This window comes from Extibacter muris (assembly GCF_004345005.1).
Taxonomy (GTDB): Bacteria; Bacillota; Clostridia; order Lachnospirales; family Lachnospiraceae; genus Extibacter; species Extibacter muris.
This window is the reverse complement of the sequence record NZ_SMMX01000026.1, coordinates 1-16,923: the sequence shown is the minus strand read 5'-3', so window position 1 is coordinate 16,923 and position 16,923 is coordinate 1. Positions and strand designations below refer to the sequence as shown.

Here is a 16,923-nt window from a genome sequence, read left to right as displayed (position 1 = left end):
TTAATCTATTTTTAACACTCGCGTAACATATTATAACAAATTTCACCAGTGACCTCAACCGGAACAGCTTAATATTCCATTAATTCTTCATGAATATACAAAAGGCATGGGTATCCCATGCCTTAAACTGACTTTATTCTACCGTAACCGACTTCGCTAGGTTACGTGGCTTGTCGACATCACAGCCCCGTCCGACAGATACATAATAGCCAAAGAGCTGAAGCGGTATGATTGCCAGAGAGTTGGTGAAGTATTTGTTCGTCTCCGGAATATAGATTACATAATCTGCCGCCCGTTCTACTTCCGTGTTCCCCTCCATCGTCACGGCCATTACAAACGCGCCCCTCGTCCTCACTTCGACCATATTGCTTATCATTTTCTTATACAGTTCTTTCTGGGTCAGGACAGAAGCCACGAGCGTTCCCTCTTCCACAAGCGATATCGTTCCATGCTTGAGCTCACCCGCGGCATATGCCTCTGAATGGATATAGGAGATCTCCTTCAGCTTAAGAGAGCCTTCCATCGATATCGCATAATCTATGCCGCGTCCGATGAAGAATATATCTCTGGCTGCCAGATAACGGTTTGCAAAGCGCTGTATCTTCTGCTTATTGTTGAGCAGCATCTCCACCTGTGCCGGCAGGCTTTTCAAATCCTCCAGCATATCGGACAGAACCGTGTCGTCTATCTCGCCTTTTACATAAGCGAATTTCATGGCCAGAAGATACAAAGATATGAGCTGCGCTGAGTAAGCCTTGGTCGTCGCTACGGCTATCTCCGGTCCGGCCCATGTATACATGACATTGTCAGCCTCTCTGGCTATCGAACTACCGACCACATTGACAATGCCGAGCACTTTAGCTCCCCTTGCCTTAGATTCTCTCAAGGCTGCAAGCGTATCCGCCGTCTCTCCGGACTGGCTTATGACGACGACGAGCGTTCCTTCTTCCAGAATCGGATTGCGGTACCGGAATTCAGAAGCCACATCTACTTCTACCGGGATACGCGACAGCCCTTCAAACACATATTTGCTCGTAACGCCCGCATGGTAGGCAGAGCCACAGGCGACAATCATGATCTTGTTGATTGCTTTTATCTCCTCATCTGTCATGTTCAGTTCATCGATAACGATTTTGCCATCCTTGATTCTTGGGGAAAATGTATCTGTAATCGCTTTTGGCTGCTCATACATCTCCTTCAGCATAAAATGTTCATAACCGCCTTTTTCGGCTGCATTTACGTCCCATTCAATGCGTACGGACTCTTTCTCAATCGGCTCTTCATCTACATTGAAGAACTCCATCGTAGAGTCCGTCATGCGGACAATCTCTTCATTCTCGATGAAGAACACGTCTCTCGTATACTTCAGCACAGCCGGTACATCGGATGCGATGATATTACCGCCCTTTGTATGTCCTACGATGAGCGGGCTGTCCTTCCTGACTGCATACAGCTCATCCGGATGGTCCTGGAACACGATTCCCAGCGCGTAAGACCCTTCCATACGGTGCATGATCTTCGTTACCGCCTGAAGAGGGTTCCCGTTGTAATAATAGTCTAACAGATGCGCGATGACCTCCGTGTCCGTCTCGGACACGAACTCATAACCGTGTTTCTCCAACTTTTTCTTCAGCTTCAGGTAATTCTCTATGATTCCGTTATGTACGACTACGATACTCTCATCCTTGTTAAAATGAGGATGTGCATTGATATCAGAAGGCGAACCATGCGTGGCCCATCTTGTGTGTCCGATGCCCAATGTCCCGGGCAGCGTCTCTCCGTCGTGTGTCAGTTCACTTAAAACCTTGAGTCTCCCTTTGGACTTTATCATGTCAATCTTTTCACCGTTGTAAACTGCGATACCGGCAGAGTCATAGCCCCTGTATTCCAGCTTGGAAAGGCCGTCCAAAAGAATCGGGGCTGCCTGCTGATTGCCGATATATCCTACTATTCCACACATATTTGTACCTCCGTTTTTACATAATCTGCTTCTAATTTTGTACAAAACGCCATTTTTTTCGCACTATCAGGTAGTATTGTAACAAATTCTTAACAATTTGTAAACCTTATATTCGGCAAATCAAAATCTGGTCTACCGTGAGAGCAGCCATCAAATTCGTCTGATGCCTTTTCGTAGTTGGTAATATAAGTATTGCATTAAACCAATAACAATTATATAATATTTAAATTGACAAAGAACAAAATAAATGCAAAGGATAAATATTATGTTATTCACATCTCCTGTTTTCATTTTTTTATTTTTACCAATAACATTAGCAATGTACTATTTGCTTAAAGGTCACAGAAAAACTCAAAACATAGTATTATTAGCAGTAAGTATTATATTTTATGCGTGGGGAGAGCCAGAGTTTGTTATACTATTAATCCTTTCTATTATTTTCAATTGGTTGTCCGCAATTATTGTTGACCGCCTGAAAAATACCCCCCCCCCTGGTATACATGGCTTTATTCTTTATGATAGCAGGAAACCTGGGATTATTATTTTACTTTAAATATCTGGTGTTTACTCTAAACATTTTAAATCGATTAGATTTATTTGATTTTAATATTCCTAATATAATTCTACCTATTGGCATTTCATTTTTTACATTTCAGGCCATTTCTTATGTAATAGATGTGTATAGGGGAAACGGAAAAGTACAGTTGAATCCGTTAAATGTAGGGTTATATATAACCTTATTTCCTCAACTTATAGCCGGACCTATTGTTAGATATGAAACGGTAGCTGACGAAATAAAAAACCGAAAAGAGAACATCCATGATTTTTCTTCTGGGGTTTACCGTTTTATGATTGGTTTTAGTAAAAAAGTTCTGTTATCTAACACAATGGGGTATATTGCTGATTCAGCCTTTGGTCTGCCTGGCAATTCATTAACTGCTGGTATGGCATGGTTGGGTGCTGTTTCATATACTTTTCAAATCTTTTACGATTTTTCGGGTTATTCTGACATGGCCATAGGCCTGGGTAAAATGTTTGGATTTCATTATCTCGAAAACTTTAATTACCCTTACTGCTCCTCGAGCATCACAGAATTTTGGAGAAGATGGCATATGTCTTTAAGCAGCTGGTTCAGGGATTATGTATATATACCATTAGGGGGAAGCCGTAAAGGACGACTCAGAACTATATTTAATCTTTTTATAGTATGGAGTTTGACCGGACTTTGGCATGGTGCTAACATTACTTTCATTATATGGGGGCTTATGTATTTCTTCCTTTTGGTTCTAGAAAAATTTACTCCAGTGGGCAGTTTTTTTAAAAATCATTTTTTAGTCGGCTGGCTCTGGACTATTCTGTTCGTGATTGTAGGTTGGGTTTTTTTCCGGGCCGATAGCGTCACACATGCTGTCAGCTACTTACAGGCAATGTTTGGTGGCAGCTTATCAGCCGTAAATTTTAAAACTTTTATATTAATTAAAGAATATATTGTATTTTTCATACCTGCATTCCTTTTATCATTTCCGCTAAACAGTATAAAGCAGGTTAATAATCTTTCAACTGGTAATATGATAGAAGCTCTCAAGGGTGTATGTGTTGTTGTACTATTTTTTATTTCACTAATTTATGTATTAAATTCAACTTATAACCCCTTTATCTACTTTAATTTTTAGGCAAGGAGGATGATATGAAAGCAATCAGGATACGAAATATTATTGTGGCCATTTTATTTATTTGCGGCGTACTCTTTGGTATGGTTATATCTTTGCCATCTATAGCTTCTATAATCGATAAAGAATTGGTTTCTCAAGAAACCACAAGATTTAAGGCTTTTGAAGAAAACTATTCCAGTATATTTACAAATTATGATAGTACCATTAATATATACGGAGCAATTCAGAAAATATTAGGAAAAAGAGAGGTTAAGAATTTTGATGTAGTAAAAGACGATGCCGGGCAGCTCTACAAGACAGAGACTATGGAACGCTCTTCTTCTAAAGAAGTCAATCAGACAGCTGATATTTATCAAACGCTTGCCTATGCCACAGAAAATAATGGCGGTGCCTTCTTTTTCGTTCAGGCTCCATTTAAAAATACAGAAGGTATACAAGAACTTAAAGGATATGACGATTCATATATGGATACTAATTTCACCAGTCTGTTGGTTGAACTGGAACGTAGAAATATATCAGCCATTGACTTAAGAAATTTTAAAGAATGCTGCCAGTATTATAAAACCGACCACCATTGGACTGTAGAATCCTCTTTCTCGGCTACTGTCAAAACACTCGAATTTATACAGAGTAAAATAGATATAGGTTGGGAACATGACAAATATAGTTTATCAAATTACAGCACGCTGACTTATCCCTCATCTTTTCTTGGCTCTAATGGTATACGGGTTGGGAAATACTATGGTGGGGCAGATGATTTTAACATACTTGTCCCTAATTATAAGACTGACTTTACTTATCAGCATTTGGTAGATGGAGCAATAACAAAGGAACAAAGTGGTGACTTCTTTCAGGCTTTTATTGATAAATCTATACTTACGGATGAAACATATCACAACAAATATAATGCCTTATTACAAGGAGGATATGTAGAAAATATTATAACAAACCACTGTATTGGTAATGATAAAAAACTGCTTTTCATCTCTCATTCTTATGGAAGGCCCATGACACAGTATCTATCGCTGTCATTTTCTGAAGTCCGCTATCTGGATCCACAGGATGGACGCTATAACGATAATTATCTAACTTATATTAATGATTATAAACCAGATATAGTGATAGTCATGTATGATGATTTAATTAATATAGAAAACTGATGCTGGAACATCTGCTCCAGCACCAGTTAGCACCAGTTTGGCTTATTATTCATTTATTCTGTTGTACCGCCTTCTGACGGAGTATCAGGTGTCGAAGGTGCCGTACCGCCTGAATCCCCTCCTGGATCCGGCTGTTCCGTATTTCCTGAATTCCCTGAATTTCCATCGCCGCTACCACCGCCATTTCCATTCCCGGAGCCGCCTGAACTTCCCCCTGGCGTACCATTTCCATCATTTACCGTTCCCTGTCCGCCTGAATTGGCTGGCGGCGTATTATTATTTGCGCCTCCGCCATAATTATTTCCCTTTTCCTGCGCAGCATCCTCAGGCGCAGTATTATACGTCTGGCTGTTCAGCGTCTCGTCGTCAGTCGCCTCACGCTGTCCTATCCTGCTTACTATACTGCCGCTGATATTCTGAACCGTAGATGATACGGTGTAATCCGTGGTGCCGTATAAAAATTCATGGAGTTTCTCAACATTATCCGCTAGCGTCACCGGGATGACAATACTTCCGAGACCGGATAACGTATCCGTAGTCTTATCGATTGGGAATCCGGAGCTCTCTCCAAGCGTATACTTAGCAAAGTCCTTTGCATAACTTAATATTTCAGCAGAAGTAAAATTAGTAGATATGCTTGGCAATACTTTATCAATAATCTCATTAACCGTACCCAGGTCACTCTTCTTTATCTTCTCAACCATCTTTTCAATTACGATTCGCTGTCTTTCCGTTCTAGTAAAGTCGCCGCCTGCAGTCGAACGGATACGTGCGTATGTTGTGGCCTGTACGCCATCAAGCGTCTGTACACCAGGTTCGTGGACAAAGTACGCTTCTTTTCCCGCGACCTGTCCTGTCTCATACACAAACTCGTTCAGATACTGTATTTCCTCTTCCTTGACATCGATATCAATACCGCCGAGCAAATCGATTGCTTCCGCCACTACGCTGAAATCCACAGTCACATACTTTTGGATATCCAGATCCAGATTCTTATTCAGCATGTTTATAGCCTGCTCAGGTCCTCCGAAGCTATATGCAGCATTACATTTCTGCAGCTCTCCGTCTTTTATATCCAGCAAAGTATCCCTGTAGACTGAAACCATCTTTATCTCTTTCGTCTTGTTATTTAAACTGCCCACAATTATACAATCTGTACGAGTTCCTTCTGCCAGGTCACCCTCTCTGGAATCGACTCCGAATAATGCAACATTCGTGAAGCCTTCGCCGGCTTCTTCCGCCTCCGCATTGATTACGATATCTTCCTGAGGAATATCCTGAGTATCTATCTTACCCAGCTTGGCAGCTACATATATTACGCCGGATGCCGCTAGGGCCATAAAAACTCCTCCCAGACAGACCCCTGCCTTTTTTGCAGTGCTCAGCCTTGTAAACCAATTGCCAGACTTCCTGGTTCTTCTGCCCCTTCTCCTTCTTCTTGCCATATAACACCTCTTTTGTTCTATTTTCTACATATAATATAGAATTACTACAGTAAAACATCTTGAAAAGGATTATCTGTTAACACAATACAGCTTGCCTTTATATTGTGTATAACCTGTCTCCAAATCACATTTTATCACGTCATGATGCGCAACCTGCTTTTCTTTGGGTGGCAACTTCATATAATCACCAAATGCAATTCTAAGATACTCATCATATCCTTGCGGTATCGGCATCATATGACCTTCGAACTCTTTATATACTGCTGCGTCAAACGCTTCTTTCGGATACTGGTTCTTCATATAATGGGGACCTGCACATAACTCTGTCACATATCTGCAGTCTTTTATGTCATACTTCGTCATTTTTTTCTCAGCAAAACGCCATATTTTATACCGCATTTTTTTAGAAGGTATCAGAGCAAGGGCTGTTTTTCCTGCGGCTTCCATAAATCTGCCGTGATTTGCGGGTACCATTTGTGAACGGTAAAGTGAATATATCATGGCCCACAGCATCTGTAATTTTCGTTTGAATTTATTTGACGGACATCCATCTAAAGGAAGTACGTCAAGTATCAAACCATGATTTATATCTAATTCTTGTTGATAAGGTCTGATAAACGTAGTTGAATTGTCTCTTATATTTAAAAACAAATTATAATCTATATGAAATTCATCTGAATTCTCTAATGTATATCTCGATGTGTCGGCCTTTATTTTCCATATTCTTTTTAATATTTCATAGTCCCTTCTTGGCATAAATACATCAACGTCATCATCCCATGGAATAAAACCTTTATGACGCACTGTGCCGATACAGCACCCTCCGCAAAAATAAAACAAAAGGTTGTTTTCTTCACATATCTTCTTAAAGTAAAGCGCCATCTCCAGACTTTTTTTTTGTATTTTGCGAATCTCTTCTTTGCTGTACTCCATTATAAACTAATCCTTTTTCATTAACTCACTAATTAATTTTACTATTTTATTGTAAGAATGAGGCCTGTCAAACTGTTCTTCTGCAATCTCCCTGGCCCTTCTTCCCATCACTTCTCGTTTTTCTTGATTATTATAGAGTTTCAAAATCGCATCAGCCAGAACTTGCTTGTCCTCTGCCTCAATATTAATGCCGAACCCGTCACTTATAACTTTATCCTTAAACTCGATGCTGCTGCAAGTATTAATCATCGGCTTTCCCGCCGCAAGATAATCTCCAATCTTATTCACAATGCTCTGAGGTGCCTTCTTGACAAAAGAATTGACCAGTATATCAGACTTTTTCAAATAAGCGGCCATCTTTTCATATGGTACATATCCTGCAAATTCCACATTACCTTCCAGCGACTTTGCATAGGTCTCAAGTTCATCTTTAAGCGGGCCTCCGCCTAATATTTTAAAATATATATCTGAGTAGCCTTTCTTTTTCAGCTCATCAGCCGCCTGTACCATCGTTCTTATATCATAGCTTGTCCCTATTGTCCCCGCATAAGTTACCCAAAATTCATCAGATCCTTTATTAACATCCTGCATATTAGCTTCCGCACCGTCATCAAATGCATTGATTTCGTTTCCTACATAAACTGTTTCTTTGGGTATATCTCTCGGATTTCTCTTGAATGGCCTGCCCGCATATTCGTCTGAAGTCCCTATTACACCGGAACAAAGCTTATAAACTTTTTCCGCATCTCTCAACAATGGATAAAATAATAATCTGCTTATTACCGGTATATCAATAACCATCTGCATAGCTTCCGGCCATAAATCGTTTACGTCAACGACGAAAGGGATGCCATGTTCATGTGCATATTCTGCCGCGGATAACGCTACGTCGTTTGGAGGTATCTCACAGTAGATCAAATCATAATCCCCATCTTGTTCCAGCATTTTTTTAAGGTTTTTTGCAGCAACACCGTGGCTGTGTATTCTTCTAAGATCTATATTCTTTTTATAACCTGGCTCCTCTATGAATCTAAGCCTAAACGGATATCTGTTTTTATTGATATCTTTTATATTGCGGTGCTCTTTTGCCCAGTGCTGAAATGACGAGGTGATAAGATCCACCTCGTATCCTTTTTCGACTAAGAACTCCGGCAGAAAACGGAATCTTGTATACCCGTTCTCGTTGTCCAACTTTACTCCCATAGTTATAACGGCTATTCTATTCATAACATTTCCTTTACAATCCAAGATATCTGGCAAGAATGTCCAAATTTATCGCTATTAGTATACATGTTACCCTGGCATTTGTCAATCTGACCAGAATGCACACGTTTCACATCTTTTTTGAGAAACATGCTGTCAACTGCTGATACACGCCTTTAAGTTTTCTACGATATACCTTACATCCTCATCTGTCAGCTTTGAATACAGCGGTAAGGTGATTTCGTTAGAAAATATTTCAAACGCATTGGGGAACTCTTCAATATTAAAACCGAGATTTTTATATGCCGTCAGCATAGGTAATGGTTTATAGTGTACGTTTGTAGCTATACCGCGTTCTGCCATTTTATTCATAATAACGTTACATTCGTTTCTGTTTTTTCCCGATACTCGTACACAATATAAATGTCCACTTGAAGAAAAGTCTTTCCCGTAATGTTTTAAAACTTGCACTGGAAATTCTTTAAATGCATTATCATAAGTCATTATAATATCTTTTCGCCTTTCAAGCATACCTGGATACCGCTTTAGCTGAGCTATGCCCAAAGCTGCCAAGACATCTGTCATATTACATTTATAGTAGGTACCAACTACATCATATTCCCATTCACCCAGTTTTGTTTTTTCCAGTGCATCTTTAGACTGTCCATGAAGTGACAGCAGGTTCAGACGTTTATAAATTTCTTCATCATCTATCCCTTGAATTGCCTTCCATGTCAGGCCTCCTCCTTCTGATGTAGTGAAATTTTTTACTGCATGGAAGGAAAAGCTTGTAAAGTCTGCGACTTCTCCACATTTCTTCCCCTTTCGGGTGGCTCCCAAAGCATGTGCCGCATCCGCTACCACAGCAATACGTCCTATAGCAGACTGAAACTTATTAGCAGACGAATATAAATGCTTCTTTCCTGTTACTATGCTAAATATACGGTTATAGTCACACATTACCCCACCCAGATCTACGGGTATAATGGCCTTCGTTTTTTCCGTTATGGCTTTCTCCATCTGATCGTAATCCATTTCAAATGAATCTTTAGCGGTATCAACCAATACCGGCGTTGCACCTACATGGCAGATAACGCTGGCTGATGCTGTATAAGTGTACGCAGTAGTTATAACTTCATCTCCAGGGCCGATACCCAATATACGCAATGCCATTTCTGTACATGCGGTGGATGAATTCAGACAGATCAGTCTATTCGTATTGCAAAAATCTGCCAGCTGTCTTTCCAACTTTTTCGTTTTCGGGCCCGTGGTAAGCCAACCGCTTTTTAATGTATCAACCACCTCGTCTATTTCAGCTTCTGCAATATCTGGCACTAAAAAGGGAATCTGCATTTCCTGATTTCTTTTCATTTCTTTCCTCCGATTCCGATACTTTTTTAACTGTTTATCAGCAATTTACTTTTTTCTAACCCCGCTCTATATTCTTCTTCCGTTATTCTGCCAAGCCGCAGCAGATAATCTCCCAAATCCTCCGACGTAGCCAAACCCTCCGTATTGATTCCTTCTTTACAGAAAACCTTTTGCACGGTCTGAAACATAATCTTCCAATCATTATAGAAAGATATATTTCTTATATATTTCAAATCAAATTTGAATTTTTCGTCCCAATTAATATTATTTCTGCCATTTACCTGCGCAAGACCAGTCAGACCTGGTCTGACCCTATGCCTTTTCCTTTGTTCCTTGTCCATGAAGACCAGATCTTTTACTAGTTGAGGTCGTGGACCGACAATAGCCAGGCTTCCATTCAGTATATTAAACAGTTCAGGAAGCTCATCGAGGCTTGTTCCCCTCAGCCACTCGCCAAAACTGGTCATCCTGTCTTTATCCGGCAGCAATTCTCCATTTTTATCTTTTTTATCGGTCATCGTCCTAAATTTATATAACGTAAATATTTTATTATTTAATCCGGGACGTTTCTGCTTAAAAATTACCGGACTTCCTAGTTTTATTTTTACCAACAGCGATACTATAATTAATACAGGACTTAAAAATATACTTACTGCCAGCGCTATAGCAAAATCTTGTACCCTTTTTATAATGTGAGCATATAAATTCATATTTCAAATAATTATCCTTTTTTTTGATTAAAACATTGTTTTTATAATTTCTATTACTGAATTTTGTATATCTTCAGTCATCTTAAGATCACTCGGAAGACATAATCCACGTTCAAAAATGTCTTTACCTACATATTCATCACCTGATGCAATAAAATCATTACTTTCATAAACTGGCTGCATATGCATCGGCCTCCATATCAATCTCGACTCTACATTATAGCTTTCCAGCTTTCTCCTGATTTCATCGGGTGTCGTCTTACAACCTCTGTCCAGAAGGATACAGCTTAGCCAAAAATTAGGCATGCTGCATGTCTCAAAAGGATTCATTGATAAAGGCAGATCTCTAAAGCCTTCTTTATAATTATCATATATTTCTCTTTTTTTCTTGCAATGCTGATCTAAATGAAGGAGCTGACCTCTTCCTATCCCTGCGATGATATTGCTCATCCTATAGTTATATCCTATTTCTTTGTGGTAATAATAAGGCAGGTCTTCCCGGGCCTGGGTTGCCCAGAACTTAGCTTTTTTTAATGCTTCTGTATCATCTGACAGCAGCATGCCTCCGCCCGATGTCGTTATAATCTTGTTTCCGTTGAAGCTTATCGCATTATACACTCCAAAGCGTCCTGTCTGCATTCCTTTATATGTGGCCCCTAATGACTCTGCCGCATCCTCTATCAGCACCGTGTCATATTCATTACAGATATCCCTGATTTCCTCCAGCTTGGCCGGAGTACCATAGAGATTTGCCACAATCACCGCTTTAGGCTTCTTGTACAATTTACCATCTTCATGTACATTATCATCATATTTTTGAAACGCTTTTCTTAATGCTGCGGGATCCATATTCCAGGTATCTCTTTCTGCATCAATGAAAACAGCATTTCCTCCTTCATAAGATATAGGATTTACAGTCGCGGCAAAAGTGAGGTCTGAGCAAAACACCGTATCATCTGCTTCAATACCCGCAAGTTTTACCGCCAGATGTATTGCAGCGGTTCCAGATGATAAGGCGGTTGCACCATCACACCCTATAAATTCTGCCATATCCTTCTCAAAAGCGTCTACATTTGTTCCCAGTGGTGCAATCCAATTAGTGTCAAATGCTTCCTTTATATATTTTTGTTCATCTCCATGCATAGTTGGACTGGACATAAAGACCCTGTTTTCGAATTTTTCCATCCTGCTCTTACTCATTTTTAATCCTTTCTCTTCTTAAAAACATGCTTCTTGATCAATTTAGCCGCATATATATCCAGAGGATATGTAGAAGCTGTTATAACGACATCTGGATTCATAACCTGTGCTATTCTTTTTGCCCCAATACATAGTTTGCTGATAAATTGAAACATTGTCAATGCTCTCTTAACTCCGTTTCCTTCATATTTTCTTGTTTTTATCCAGTAATATTCAACTCCATCTATCTGCTGCCTTTGAAAATCCTTGGCAACGCATGGATTTTCCCTCCGCAGATGTGAATAATCTGCTGCTATAATTTTTACTTTATGACCTTTACGAATCCATTCTTTGGCTAAATAGTAAGGTCTGAAATCCATTCCCATGCTGCTGCTTCCTGCATAATGATTTATTAGTAATATTGTTGCCTTTTTCTTGGGAAATAACGCTTCATATTTTTCAGCCAGCCTGCTATACTCATAATTACCCAGGACTGCCGCTTGCCCATTCCTGCCCAATAAGGCTCTGTCTTCCTCAGGCATGGCATACATGTTTTCAATACAATCCTTCAGCTTATACTTATCCACAGATGTTTTTATGCCACACTGAAAAGTCTCTACAGGCGTGGCCACATCTGACATGCTGATAATAATCGGGCAGCTTCCCATCATGGCATCATACATTTTAGTAAAGCTGATACCATACTTATATATTTCTAACTCTTTTTCTATTCCCATATATACGCAGTCAAAATACTTTAGTAAGTCCGGTATGCTTTTTTTCGGTATAGGCTCTAAAAAAATTACATTTTGAATGCCTTCTTCTTTTACTCGTCCGTACAGGCGTTTTTTTTCCGCCCCCTTGCCGACCAGGACAAAGACAATGTCTTCATTTTTAATAAGCTCGGCTGCGTCTAATAATCTGTCCAAAGCATTCGATATCGCAAATCCGCCAAAATAGCCGACAATAAATTTGTTTTTTTCCTTAATGCTGTCTAAAACCTTTTTATGATTGTCTGGAATACATTCGGTAGATTCCCAGTCTGCTTTAGAAATGCCGTTAGGAATATACACAAATTTCCCACGCTTTAATCCATGCCTTTCCATATGGGGCTCGGCAAATTCCAATGTGCTTGCGACATAGTCAGCAGATTTGTACGACTCATTTTCTCCTCGCTGCATAAGCCATACAAAAGGGCTGCTTTTTTTCATCCCGCCAATATCAGTTAATGTTTTTGGCCATAAATCATGTACCTCATGAATTAAAACCGGCCGACCGTTTACACTCATTATATTCCTCTTTCTTTTTAGATTTTTATACCAGTTTCTGGTCAGATATCGGTATTTTAGCTGACCCGGTTCATTTCCGCTCCTCTACTACAGCACCTTCGTGACTGATGGCTCCAAGGCTGTTGAGTACTCTGTAGTTTTTCTCATCCCGGGCTTTGTCTTCTGGTTTTATATGGTAAGTTGTCACTATACCTGCAACTATATTTTTAACCTCTATATCCTCATTGATGGCTGCCTCTTCCAATTTTTTTAATTCGCTTAGGAAATGAACTTCATCAAATTCTAGCGGTTCACCAATATATATCAAATCATTTTGCGTTTTCTGCAGGCCTTCGTCAGCTATGAGCAGTTCCTCATATAGCTTCTCTCCTGGTCTGAGCCCTGTATACTCGATTTCCATATCCGCGCCTAAAGTATATCCGGACAAACGAATCAAGTTTTTTGCTAAATCTGCTATCTTTACAGGTTCTCCCATGTCCAAAACAAATATTTCTCCGCCCTTTGCATAGGCTCCTGCCTGGAGAACCAGAGACACAGCTTCTGGTATCGTCATAAAATACCTGATAATGTCTGGATGGGTAACCGTTACAGGTCCGCCCTCTTCCATCTGCTTTTTAAATAAAGGAATTACACTGCCGTTACTGCCCAGGACGTTGCCAAAACGGACTGCAACGTATTCGGTTGCCGAATATTTGTTAAATGTCTGAATGACCATCTCGCACAAACGTTTAGAAGCTCCCATGATATTGGTGGGATTCACCGCTTTGTCCGTTGAAATAAGGACAAATCTTTTTACACCAAATTTGTCCGCAGCCCTTGCAGTTTTATAGGTACCGAACACATTATTTTTTATAGCCTCGTTTGGACTGTCCTCCATCAGCGGTACATGTTTATGTGCCGCCGCATGATATACCACATCTGGCCTATAACGTTCCATCACCCATTCTATCCTTTTTGTATTACGGACAGAGCCAATCAGCACTTCAAGGCGCAGATGTGGATACTTCTTTTTCAATTCCTGCTGTATATCGTAAGCATTATTTTCATAAATATCAAAAATAATCAGACATTTAGGGCAATAATTGGCAATCTGACGGCACAATTCGCTGCCAATAGATCCACCACCGCCTGTTATCAATACTGTTTTGTTATTAACGTATCCTGCCACACTGTCCAAGTCAATGTTAATACTGTCCCTCCCAAGCAAGTCCTCAATCGATACTTCTCTCAGCTTGGAGACACTCACCTCTTCGTTAATGAGCTGATACATTCCTGGCAGCACTTTCAGCTTACAGTTCGTCTCGTTGCAGATACGTAATATCTCTTTCGTAGTCTTAGGACCTGCTGAAGGTATGGCCAGAATTATCTCTTCAATACTGTATCTCTTAACCGCGGCGATAATATCGTCCCGCCCTCCCGCAATTCTGATTCCTTGCAGATACTTTCCTCTTTTTGAAGGGTTATCATCGATAATACAGACTACATTACGGTTAAGGTGGCGGCTCGTTTTCAACTCGTGGATAATGACGCTTCCTGCTTCTCCTGCGCCAATGACCATAGTATTTATTAGCCTGTCCCCTGAACGCTTAACCTTGCTTTGCAACGTCCTCAACAGTCTATACGAGAATCTGGTGACCGTTGTCGTCATAGTCAGTAAAAAGAAATAGATGATGTAATAGCTTCTCGGTACAATCAAATTAAAAATTAAAAATCCCAAGGCCTGGAAAGCTGTAGATAAAATACATGCTGCTATGATGGATGCAACTTCATGTACGCCTGCATATGTCCAGATACTTTTATATAGATTTAATAGTAAAAAGACAATTATAGTGATGACAACATTAATCAGAGCGTATTTTTTGATACTGTCAAGATACTCCGGCAATATCCACTCATGGTGGCCTTCATAGCGAATCAAAAGAGAAAGATATGAATTTAGCAGTATGGTGCCGATATCAACTAAACAAAGTAAGAACATCCTCGTTTTAGAACTTTTTAAATTTATGATATTTTTCATAATATGACCTCTTTATTTCAAAATGTTACAAATTTTTTACACTTATTTATGATATCAAATTTTGGTACAAATTACAATGTTTATATATTACTTAGTGATGCTAACGCTTGAAATATGCTGTACATTAACATTAGCTTTAGTATTTTCACTTTATATAAAGTAATTCAGCTATCAGCAAATAAAATACGGCAGCATCTCTTAATGATACTGCCGAATTCTATTAATATGATTTATAGCCTATGTTCATATCGACATCGCCGCTGATGCCAGGGACTCTTCCCTGACTATAATACTGCCATATCGTAACCGTTCCCGGTCCGTTATATCCATGATTGTGATTCGGTGTTCCATCTAAAAACCAGCTTGCTACCCAAACGTCAACATCTGCAAAACTGCTCATGTCAATTTTATTTCTAAGCCAATCTGTATTTGCATAGATCATAAACTTATAGCCATTATTTTCAATAACTCCCTTATAAGCTTTTATTATGGCCGTAAGCTGTGATTTGCTCAGCTTTCCTTGAGTATTGGCATCTTCCACATCATACGCTATTGGATAAGTGATATTATATCCGCTGGCTTTTATAGCATTTATCGTCTCTTTCGCTTCACGCTGCGCTTCAGCTACTGTCATAGCATAGCCGTACCTGTATGCACCTACTGCGACGCCATTTTTAGAAGCACCTGAAATGTTAGCATTGAATTTTGAATCTACTGTCAGGTTTGACATTGTTCCTGACAGCACCCGCAGCATCGCAAAATTGATTCCACTGTTTTTCACGCTCTTCCAGTCGATATTTCCCTGATATGCTGATACATCAATGCCTCTTAACGTATCGTCATACACCATCATCGTATATGCTACGGATGTTGTCTGGCCTTCTTTATCTTTTACAGCTATCGTATAGGTATGCTCTCCTATTCCTGTAGCTGTAAATGTATACGTGTTTTTGGCGCTGTATGACTGCCTGGTAATGGCAGCTCCCTGATATGTCTCAGTAAATCGATACTGCGTCTCCCCGTATCCGCCCGTTGCCGTTGCAGTTAAAGTCACGCCCGTACCAGTCTTGACCCTCTGTGGCTGGCTGCTTTTCATTGAGACAGAAATTTCATATCCCGCCTCCGGCCTTACTGTCACCGAATATACAGTAGAGCCTATCCTTCCATCCGCATCTCTTACAGCAACTGTATATTTATGCTCGCCTACTCCCTGAAGTACAGCAGTATATGTAGATTTAGTACTATATGGCTGTACCGTCGTCGAAATACCTGCGTATGTATCTGTAAAGCGGTATTCATATGGCTCATTGCCATCATCTGCTTTGGCTGCCAAAGTTATCTCTGTACCTAATACCTCACTTGCAGAGTTGCTGCTGGTAACAGATATCGAAAGCGGCTTTGGTGTCACTGTCAACGTATATATAATAGAAGTTGTATTTCCTGCACTGTCCCTCACTGCAACTGTATATCTATGTACACCGGCTTTGGCCGCTTTAAATTTATATTCCGTCTTATTGCAATATGCCTGTACTGTAGTGACATCATCCCCGAAGGTTTCCGTAAACCGGTATTCATAATTACCGCTTCCACCACTTCCTATAGCGGTCAATACTATATCCGTTCCTTCTGTCTCAGTAGTGCTTTTATTGCTTGTAACCGTTAATGATATCGGTGTCTCCTTTACGGTAACATCACAATTGTATGAAGCTACATTGCCGCTTCTGTCCTTCACCGCTACCGTGAATCGGTGCAGCCCGTTCCCGGATGCCGTGAATGTATACGTCGGCGTCGAACTGTATGCTCGCACCGTCGTTACCGTTCCGTTGTACGTCTCCGTAAAACGGTACTCATAGCCCCCTGAGCCGCCGCTTCCCTTTGCCGTCAGCGTCACCTTCTCTCCGGAATCCGCATTGCTCCTGTCGCTGCTCACGGACAGCTTCAGCGCTTCCTCCTTTACCGTCACGTCTCGGATCCCTGAGGTCA

General features: G+C 40.3%; 12 protein-coding genes. 2 read left to right on the top strand and 10 right to left on the bottom strand.

Features of this window, described 5'->3' with window-relative positions:
- Positions 1-133: 133 nt before the first annotated feature.
- Positions 134-1,960, bottom strand: coding sequence for a glutamine--fructose-6-phosphate transaminase (isomerizing) (gene glmS, locus E1963_RS18065; RefSeq protein ID WP_132281099.1), 1,827 nt, complete (start codon positions 1,958-1,960; stop codon positions 134-136).
- 515 nt (positions 1,961-2,475) lie between these two features.
- Between glmS and E1963_RS18060 the strand changes: the two genes are divergently transcribed.
- Positions 2,476-3,633, top strand: a complete 1,158-nt coding sequence (locus E1963_RS18060) for an MBOAT family O-acyltransferase (RefSeq protein WP_315974364.1) — start codon at positions 2,476-2,478, stop codon at positions 3,631-3,633.
- 14 nt (positions 3,634-3,647) lie between these two features.
- Entirely contained in the window at positions 3,648-4,793 is a 1,146-nt protein-coding gene (locus E1963_RS18055) for a hypothetical protein (RefSeq protein WP_132281096.1), read from the top strand.
- Positions 4,794-4,846: 53 nt separating this feature from the next.
- Here E1963_RS18055 and E1963_RS18050 read toward each other — a convergent pair whose 3' ends face one another.
- From E1963_RS18050 to E1963_RS18010, 9 genes are all read right to left on the bottom strand, one after another.
- On the bottom strand, positions 4,847-6,238 hold the full coding sequence (locus E1963_RS18050) for an LCP family protein (protein ID WP_132281093.1): 1,392 nt from the start codon (positions 6,236-6,238) through the stop codon (positions 4,847-4,849).
- 69 nt (positions 6,239-6,307) lie between these two features.
- Complete coding sequence (locus tag E1963_RS18045; protein ID WP_132281090.1) at positions 6,308-7,171, bottom strand: LicD family protein; 864 nt, start codon at positions 7,169-7,171, stop codon at positions 6,308-6,310.
- 6 nt (positions 7,172-7,177) lie between these two features.
- Positions 7,178-8,398, bottom strand: a complete 1,221-nt coding sequence (locus tag E1963_RS18040) for a glycosyltransferase family 4 protein (protein ID WP_132281087.1) — start codon at positions 8,396-8,398, stop codon at positions 7,178-7,180.
- Between the two features lie 132 nt (positions 8,399-8,530).
- Positions 8,531-9,727 (bottom strand): DegT/DnrJ/EryC1/StrS family aminotransferase, encoded by a 1,197-nt coding sequence (locus E1963_RS18035; protein WP_132281149.1) that lies wholly within the window; start codon positions 9,725-9,727, stop codon positions 8,531-8,533.
- A gap of 44 nt (positions 9,728-9,771) precedes the next feature.
- A complete protein-coding gene (locus tag E1963_RS18030; RefSeq protein ID WP_132281084.1) occupies positions 9,772-10,455 on the bottom strand; it encodes a sugar transferase in 684 nt (227 codons plus the stop codon).
- A 27-nt stretch (positions 10,456-10,482) separates the two neighbouring features.
- Entirely contained in the window at positions 10,483-11,640 is a 1,158-nt protein-coding gene (locus E1963_RS18025; RefSeq protein ID WP_132281146.1) for an aminotransferase class I/II-fold pyridoxal phosphate-dependent enzyme, read from the bottom strand.
- A 17-nt stretch (positions 11,641-11,657) separates the two neighbouring features.
- The gene (locus E1963_RS18020; RefSeq protein WP_132281081.1) at positions 11,658-12,923 is read right to left on the bottom strand and encodes a glycosyltransferase; all 1,266 of its coding nucleotides are present in this window, start codon (positions 12,921-12,923) and stop codon (positions 11,658-11,660) included.
- Positions 12,924-12,993: 70 nt separating this feature from the next.
- Positions 12,994-14,940, bottom strand: coding sequence for a polysaccharide biosynthesis protein (locus tag E1963_RS18015; RefSeq protein WP_167482254.1), 1,947 nt, complete (start codon positions 14,938-14,940; stop codon positions 12,994-12,996).
- 220 nt (positions 14,941-15,160) lie between these two features.
- A partial coding sequence (locus E1963_RS18010; protein WP_279230719.1) for a glycoside hydrolase family 25 protein occupies positions 15,161-16,923 on the bottom strand: 1,763 nt, incomplete at its 5' end.

Excerpts from the sequence above, each read along its gene's own strand:
- glmS (WP_132281099.1), bottom strand. The coding sequence starts at position 1,960 with ATGTGTGGAATAGTAGGATATATCGGCAATCAGCAGGCAGCCCCGATT.
- E1963_RS18060 (WP_315974364.1), top strand. The coding sequence starts at position 2,476 with ATGATAGCAGGAAACCTGGGATTATTATTTTACTTTAAATATCTGGTG.
- E1963_RS18055 (WP_132281096.1), top strand. The coding sequence starts at position 3,648 with ATGAAAGCAATCAGGATACGAAATATTATTGTGGCCATTTTATTTATT.
- E1963_RS18050 (WP_132281093.1), bottom strand. The coding sequence starts at position 6,238 with ATGGCAAGAAGAAGGAGAAGGGGCAGAAGAACCAGGAAGTCTGGCAAT.
- E1963_RS18045 (WP_132281090.1), bottom strand. The coding sequence starts at position 7,171 with ATGGAGTACAGCAAAGAAGAGATTCGCAAAATACAAAAAAAAAGTCTG.
- E1963_RS18040 (WP_132281087.1), bottom strand. The coding sequence starts at position 8,398 with ATGAATAGAATAGCCGTTATAACTATGGGAGTAAAGTTGGACAACGAG.
- E1963_RS18035 (WP_132281149.1), bottom strand. The coding sequence starts at position 9,727 with ATGCAGATTCCCTTTTTAGTGCCAGATATTGCAGAAGCTGAAATAGAC.
- E1963_RS18030 (WP_132281084.1), bottom strand. The coding sequence starts at position 10,455 with ATGAATTTATATGCTCACATTATAAAAAGGGTACAAGATTTTGCTATA.
- E1963_RS18025 (WP_132281146.1), bottom strand. The coding sequence starts at position 11,640 with ATGGAAAAATTCGAAAACAGGGTCTTTATGTCCAGTCCAACTATGCAT.
- E1963_RS18020 (WP_132281081.1), bottom strand. The coding sequence starts at position 12,923 with ATGAGTGTAAACGGTCGGCCGGTTTTAATTCATGAGGTACATGATTTA.
- E1963_RS18015 (WP_167482254.1), bottom strand. The coding sequence starts at position 14,940 with ATGAAAAATATCATAAATTTAAAAAGTTCTAAAACGAGGATGTTCTTA.